The organism is Sphaerisporangium rufum (assembly GCF_016863395.1).
Taxonomy (GTDB): Bacteria; Actinomycetota; Actinomycetes; order Streptosporangiales; family Streptosporangiaceae; genus Sphaerisporangium; species Sphaerisporangium rufum.
On sequence record NZ_BOOU01000124.1, the window covers coordinates 1 to 6705 of the forward strand.

The following is a 6705-nucleotide window of genomic DNA, read 5'->3' on the forward strand; positions in this document are numbered from 1 at the left end:
CGCCGGAGGCCAGGGTGTAGACGCCGCCGGCGACCGGTGCGGCGGCCTGGGACGGCCAGGCCGTCAGGCCGACGAACGCCGCCGCCACCGCCACGGTGGCGGCGAGAAGGCGGACCGGGCGCCGCGATCCTCTCGCGGCGGCTCTGGGCCCGGTGCGCGTGCCGTCCGATGACGGCGGGTGATCAAGCATGACGTCCTGTCCTTCCTGATATGTGGCGGCAGGCGAGGCCAGGTGGACGACCCGCCCTGGCCGGTGGCCGACTCCGGCAGACCCGTTCGGAGGCACGCGAAGACCGGGTTCACCTGCACGGTGCGCTGGAGCGAAACATGGCTTCGAGTCGAGGGTCAACGCGGCTCTCCCAAGGACGACGGCCCCGGGCGGGCGATAGGCCGGAGACCTGCGATATTTCCGGAAAACCAGCCGTTGCTGTGCTGAAAGTTTCAGCAGCCACGTCAGTCCAGGTTGGCCATACATCCGATCTATCATCGGATGGCTCGTTGGCCGCCAGTAGTGAGGCTGATGCTCTGGCCGATGAATATCCAGTTCAGTCCTGATCGAAGGCGGGTCGGCTGGTACAGATTGCAGCGCCCGCTGAGCACAAACATCGGTGGTGTCGTAAACCGGATCGAGAATCTGCTGGTGGACTGTCTCAAGGATGCGGTGGCTCGGCCGCCGGACGTTCCTTCGATCTCCGGATCTCGCGCCGCTTCGAGCCGGTGGCCGCCGGCTCGGGTGCCGGCCTGGCGGGCTGGTGGACGTGTCGTTCATGCCACGGCCTGCCATGAAGTGAAAGTTTCAGAACATTGTTCTATTCGACGGCACGCATCCGCCGGCTGAACCGGAGCCGAGCAGGCGTAGTTCGCGATGATATGACCTTTGACCTGCGAATTCCGTGTCGGGACGCTGGGTCGGAAGCGTGCCGGCGCGGCTGATCACCCGCCTGCCCGCAGCGCGGATGACAGACGGTGGTACCTGCCGACTCCCGATGCTATGTTTCGCGCCAGATTTGGTTTCTGTTGCGAAACCATGACCGCTGTCATTGCGGGGCCGGACTCCCTTCTAGGCGGGCTGACGGCCTCAGGTGGATCCATCGGAAGGGGTCCCTGGCGTGAATCTGCGACTCTTGCGGAGAGTGCGGCTACGGGCGGGCGCGGTCGTCGGCGCGCTGGCCACGCTGCTGGCGACGGGAACGCTGGTCGCGGCCGGTGACGCGCAGGCGGCGACCGGCTGCCGGGTGGCCTACACGGTCTCGTCCCAGTGGCCGGGCGGGTTCACCGCCGAGGTGAAGGTCACCAACCTCGGTGACCCGGTCAACGGCTGGCGCCTGGGCTGGACGTTCCCGTCCGGCCAGCGGGTCACCCAGGCGTGGAACAGCACGGTCACCTCGTCGGGCGCGCAGGTCACCGCGGCGAACGTGAGCTGGAACGCGGCCATCGCCACCGACGCGACGGTGTCCTTCGGCTTCAACGGGTCATGGACGGGCACCAACACCGCCCCGGACGCCTTCACGCTCAACGGCGCGGCCTGCACCGGTAACCCCGGGTCCTCGCCGTCCCCGTCTCCGAGCCCCTCCCCGTCCCCGTCCCCGTCCCCGTCGCCCTCGCCCTCGCCGTCACCGCGGCCGGGCGACGCGATGGCCACGGTCGCCGCCATGCAGCCCGGCTGGAACCTGGGCAACACGCTGGACGCCATCCCCGACGAGACCTCGTGGGGCAACCCGCGGACGACCCGGGAGATGCTGCACTTCGTCCGGACCCAGGGCTACAACAGCATCCGCATCCCGGTGAGCTGGAGCGACCACACCGGCCCGGCGCCCGCGTACACGATCGACGCCACCTGGCTGAACCGGGTCCGCGAGGTGGTCGACTGGTCCCTGGCCGAGGGCTTCTACGTGATGCTCAACCTGCACCACGACTCCTGGCAGTGGCTCAACGGCTACCCCGGTGACCGCACCAACGTGATGGCCCGCTACACCGCGCTGTGGAAGCAGCTCGCCCAGACGTTCCGCGACCACTCGGCCAAGCTGGTGTTCGAGAGCATCAACGAGCCGCAGTTCACCGGCACCTCCGGAGACGCCGAGAGCGACCAGGTGCTCAACGAGCTCAACACCGCGTTCGTCCGCCAGGTGCGCGGAACCGGCGGCGGCAACGGGACCCGGCTGCTGGTGCTGCCGAGCCTGTACACCAGCTCCGAGCAGCCCCGGCTGGACGCGCTGACCGCCACGTTCAACACCCTGCGCGACCCCAACCTCGCCGCGACGGTGCACTTCTACGGGTGGTGGCCGTTCAGCGTGAACATCGCCGGCGGCACCCGCTACGACAGCAACGTCGAGCAGGACCTGGTCAGCGGCTTCGACCGGGCGTACAACACCTTCGTCGCCAAGGGGATCCCGGTGATCGTCGGGGAGTGGGCGCTGCTGGCCTACGACTACACCCGGCCCGGCATCATCGAGCGCGGCGAGTTCCTGAAGTACATCGAGGCCGTCGGATACAACGCCCGCATCCGCAAGCTGACCACCATGCTGTGGGACGCGGGGTCGTTCCTGGAGCGCGACGCGCTGCGCTGGCGGGACCAGGGCATCTACGAGATGATGAAGGCGAGCTGGACCACCCGCTCCGGCACCGCCTCCTCCGATCAGGTCTACCTGCCGCGCACCGGGACGATCACCGCCAAATCGCTCACCCTCAACCCCAACGGCACCTCGTTCCAGGGCCTGCGGTACAACGGCGCCGCCCTCGCGCAGGGCGCCGACTACACCGTGTCCGGCAACACGCTGACCCTCACCGCGGCGGCCCTCACCCGGCTGGCCGGCAGCCGCGCCTACGGGGTGAACGCCACCATCGAGGCCCGCTTCTCCCAGGGGGCGCCCTGGCCGATCGAGATCATCACCGCCGACCCGCCGGTCCAGGCCGCGGCCACCGGCACGACCTCCTCGTTCACCATCCCCACCCAGTTCCGCGGTGACCGGCTCGCCACCATGGAGGCCAAGTACGCCGACGGCAGCGCCGCGGGGCCGGCGAACTGGACGCCCTACAAGGAGTTCTGGTCGTCCTTCCAGCCCGACTACGCCGCCAACACCATCATCCTCAAGCAAGCCTTCTTCGACGAGGTCAACGACGGCCGGGTCACCCTCGTCTTCCACTTCTGGAGCGGGGCGCAGCTCACCTACTCCATCACCAAGTCCGGCAGCGCGGTGACCGGAAGCACTTCCTGACCGGGGGGAACCGGCGAGGGCCGCGGCCGCACCGGCCGCGGCCCTTCGCGGGATCAGGACGCCGGGGGCGCGGTGCTCTCCCGGACGGTGAGGGTGGTCGCGATCTCCAGGCCGACCTGCGTCATCTCCTCGCCGCGCCCCAGGCTCATCGCCAGCTCGGTCGCGGCGGCGGCCATCTCGTACAGCGGCTGGTGGACCGTGGTCAGCGGCGGGTCGACCCAGGCCACCACCGGCAGGTCGTCGAAGCCCACCACGCTCAGATCCCGCGGGATGGCCAGGCCCAGCTCGCGGGCGGCCAGGTAGACGCCGAGCGCCTGCAGGTCGTTCGCCGTGAAGATCGCGGTGGGCCGGTCGGGCCGGGAGAGCAGCTCGCGCGCCGCGGCCTGGCCGCCCTCGCGGGTGAGCGGGCCGCGGACCACCAGGGCGGAATCCGCGGGCAGCCCGGCCTCGGCCAGCGCGGATCGATAGCCGGCCAGCCGGGCCCGGCAGAACGGATGGTCCGGCCCGTTGATCATGGCGATCCGGCGGTGCCCCAGCCCGGTCAGGTGCCGGGTGGCCATGTGGCCGCCGCGCCAGTTGGTGGCGCCGACGAACGGGACGTCGTCCGGCAGTTCCTCGGTCGGATCGAAGACGACGAACGGGATGCCCCGCGCGGTCAGCTGGTCGCGCTCGGCGGTGGACAGCTGCGCCACCGAAAGGACGCACTGCGGGCGGCGCCCGACGGTGTCCTCGATGGACATGCCCGCCGAGTCGTGCAGGCCGAACTCCGAGACCATGACCCCGACCCGGTTCTTGCGGGCCACCCGCTCGACGCCCCGGATGATCTCCACGGCCCACATGCTCGCCAGCTCGCGGAACACCAGTTCCACGATGTTGTTCCGGTTGCCGGTGGGCCTGCGGTACCCGTACTGCTCGATCAGCTCCTCGATGCGGGCCCGGGTCTGGGCCGACACCCCGGCCCGGCCGTTGATCACCTTGGACACGGTGGGGATGGAGACGCCGGCGGACCGGGCGATGTAGGCGATGGTGACCGACCCCGGCCCGCCGTCCGCCGAGCTGTGCCCGTCGGTCGCGGGTTCGTCCGATCGGTCGTCCGTCACGTTCACCATTCCTCGCCGGCCGGGCCGCGTCGTCGCCCGGGATCACCCCGGCCGCCATGACAGGTACGGAGGCCATTCTGGCATCCATGCCGGCGACCGGTGGGCCGCCGGCGCGGACCGGGGCGACGCGGGCACCCGGCCGGGCCGGCTCCGACGGGATGACGGCCGGCCGGCGAAGGCGGGGTGACGGCCGGCCGGCGAAGGCCGGGTGACATGGCCGGACCGCGGACCCGGCGGCCGGGTCCGCGGTCCGAGCCGGCGCGGCCTAGCCGCGGGCGGCGGTGAAGAAGGCGCGGACGTCGTCGGCGAACGCCTCCGGCTGCTCGGCCGGCAGCCAGTTGCCGCCGCGCGGCAGCTCGGTCCAGCGGGTCACCGGCGCGTCCCGCTCGGCGTACCGCCGCACGGTGATGTCGGTGACGCCGAGGGCGACGCCGAGCGGCACCTGCGACCGCTCCTTCGGCGCCCACGCCGTCGGGTCGTGCGCCATCTCCCAGTAGAGGTTGGCCGACGAGCCGGCCGTCCCGGTGAACCAGTACAGGCTCACGTTGGTCAGCAGCAGGTCCAGGCCGACCGCGTCCTCCGGCAGGTCCGCCGCCGGGTCCGACCACTCCTTGAACTTCTCCGCGATCCAGGCCAGCTGGCCGGCCGGCGAGTCGTGCAGGCCGAAGGCCAGGGTCTGCGGGCGGGTGGACTGGATGACGTTGAAGCCCATCTTGTCGTCGCGGAACTCCTGCAGGCGGCCCAGGCGCTCCTGCTCGGCCGGCGTCAGGTCGGCGAAGTCCGCCGGGTCGTCGGACGGGAAGGTGATGTGCCCGTTGACGTGCACTCCGATGACGTTCTCCGGGGCCTGCCGGCCCATCTCCACCGCGATCTGCGCGCCGCCGCCGGTGCCCTGCACGCCGTACGACTCGTACCCGAGCCGGGTCATGATCTCGTTGAACGCGCCGGCGATCCTGCCGGTGTTCCAGCCGGCGGAGGTGAGCGGCCCGGAGAAGCCGACCCCCGGGGTGCTCGCCAGGACGACGTGGAAGTGCGCGGACAACGCCTCGATCACCGGCAGGTAGAGCGCGAACGACCCGGGCCAGTCGTGCGCGATCAACAGCGGGACGGCGTCCGGGTCGGCCGAGCGGACGTGCGCGAAGTGCAGGGTCTGGCCGTCGACCTCGGTGAGGAACTGCGGCAGCTCGTTCAGGCGCTCCTCGGCGGCGCGCCAGGAGTACTTCTCGCCCCAGTACTGCGCCAGGTCGCGCAGGTAGGAGACCGGGACGCCGCGCGACCAGCCCTGGCCGGGGATCTCCGTGCCCCACCGGGTGCGGGCCAGCCGGTCGCGGAGGTCGTCCACGTCGGCCTGCGGGATCTCGATGCGGAAGGGGCGGATCGCGCTCATGCGCAACTCCTAAAGCTTGGAACGGAACGCTTTGTTCCCTTTTATCGTAGCAGAACGGAATGATCCGTTCCACTGTTATCCTGATCGCATGTCCGACTCCACCGCCGGCCGGCGCCGGCAGGCCGCGCGCAACGACGAGACGATCCTGGCCGCGGCGCGGGAGGTGTTCATCGCCGACGCCAAGGCGCCGATGGCCGCGGTCGCCGAGCGGGCGGGCGTCGGCATGAGCGCCCTGTACCGCCGGTACACCGGCAAGGACGACCTGCTGCGCACGCTCTGCCACGACGGCCTTCGGCTCTACATCGCCGAGGCGGAGCGGGCGGCGGCGGAACCGGATGGCTGGACGGCGTTCGCCGCGTTCCTCGGCGCGGTGGTGGACGCCGACGTGCATTCGCTGACCGTCCACCTGGCCGGCACCTTCCGGCCGACCGCGGAGATGTACGCCGACGCCGTGGTCGCCGGCGAGCGGACCGCGGCCCTGTTCGACCGGGTGCGCGGAGCGTTACGCGAGGGCGTCACCGTGGACGACGTCTCGATGCTGCTGGAGATGTGCGCCGCGATCCGCCTCCCGGACCCCGCGCGCACCATGGAACTGCGCCGCCGCTATCTCGCGCTGCTGCTGGACGGGCTGCGGGTGGACGGCCTGCTGCCCGGCCCGCCGCCCACCGGGGCGGAGATCACCCGGCGCTGGCGCCAGGGAGCGGCGGAAGCGGGCGGATGAGCGTCAGGGTCGGCTCCCTGGCGGGAGCCGACCCTGATCTCGTATTCGATGCCCACCGGTCCAGGAGACCGGGGGAGTGGTGGGCGATACTGGGATTGAACCAGTGGCCTCTACCGTGTCAAGGTAGCGCTCTCCCACTGAGCTAATCGCCCGCGCTCGGCTGAACCCTGCGCGCCAAGGGAGGTGGAGACGGGATTTGAACCCGTGTACGCGGCTTTGCAGGCCGCTGCCTCGCCTCTCGGCCACTCCACCGGGCGAGACCGCGGCCGGTGCCGGGCCTCT

5 protein-coding genes and 2 tRNA genes are annotated in these 6705 nt (G+C 70.9%); 2 read left to right on the forward strand and 5 right to left on the reverse strand.

Features of this window, described 5'->3' with window-relative positions; genetic code table 11:
- Window positions 1-190, reverse strand: a 190-nt coding sequence (locus Sru01_RS34735; RefSeq protein WP_203995047.1) for a hypothetical protein, incomplete at its 3' end; no start/stop codon positions are given.
- 919 nt (window positions 191-1109) lie between these two features.
- Between Sru01_RS34735 and Sru01_RS34740 the strand changes: the two genes are divergently transcribed.
- Window positions 1110-3215 (forward strand): cellulase family glycosylhydrolase, encoded by a 2106-nt coding sequence (locus Sru01_RS34740; protein ID WP_203995048.1) that lies wholly within the window; start codon window positions 1110-1112, stop codon window positions 3213-3215.
- Between the two features lie 53 nt (window positions 3216-3268).
- Here the strand turns inward: Sru01_RS34740 and Sru01_RS34745 are convergent, their stop codons facing one another.
- Window positions 3269-4315 carry a LacI family DNA-binding transcriptional regulator gene (locus Sru01_RS34745; RefSeq protein WP_239138074.1) on the reverse strand — a complete coding sequence of 349 codons (1047 nt, stop codon included), beginning with the start codon at window positions 4313-4315 and terminating at the stop codon, window positions 3269-3271.
- A 265-nt stretch (window positions 4316-4580) separates the two neighbouring features.
- Entirely contained in the window at window positions 4581-5702 is a 1122-nt protein-coding gene (locus Sru01_RS34750; protein WP_203995050.1) for an epoxide hydrolase family protein, read from the reverse strand.
- Window positions 5703-5790: 88 nt separating this feature from the next.
- Here Sru01_RS34750 and Sru01_RS34755 point away from each other — a divergent pair, with 88 nt between their 5' ends.
- A complete protein-coding gene (locus tag Sru01_RS34755; protein ID WP_203995051.1) occupies window positions 5791-6423 on the forward strand; it encodes a TetR/AcrR family transcriptional regulator in 633 nt (210 codons plus the stop codon).
- Between the two features lie 77 nt (window positions 6424-6500).
- Here the strand turns inward: Sru01_RS34755 and Sru01_RS34760 are convergent.
- Window positions 6501-6575 (reverse strand) — tRNA-Val (locus Sru01_RS34760).
- Window positions 6576-6604: 29 nt separating this feature from the next.
- Window positions 6605-6675 (reverse strand) — tRNA-Cys (locus Sru01_RS34765).
- Window positions 6676-6705 lie beyond the last annotated feature (30 nt).

What these genes read in the sequence shown, in the direction of transcription:
- Sru01_RS34750 (WP_203995050.1), bottom strand. Translation starts at nt 5,702, where the DNA reads ATGAGCGCGATCCGCCCCTTCCGCATCGAGATCCCGCAGGCCGACGTG.
- Sru01_RS34755 (WP_203995051.1), top strand. Translation starts at nt 5,791, where the DNA reads ATGTCCGACTCCACCGCCGGCCGGCGCCGGCAGGCCGCGCGCAACGAC.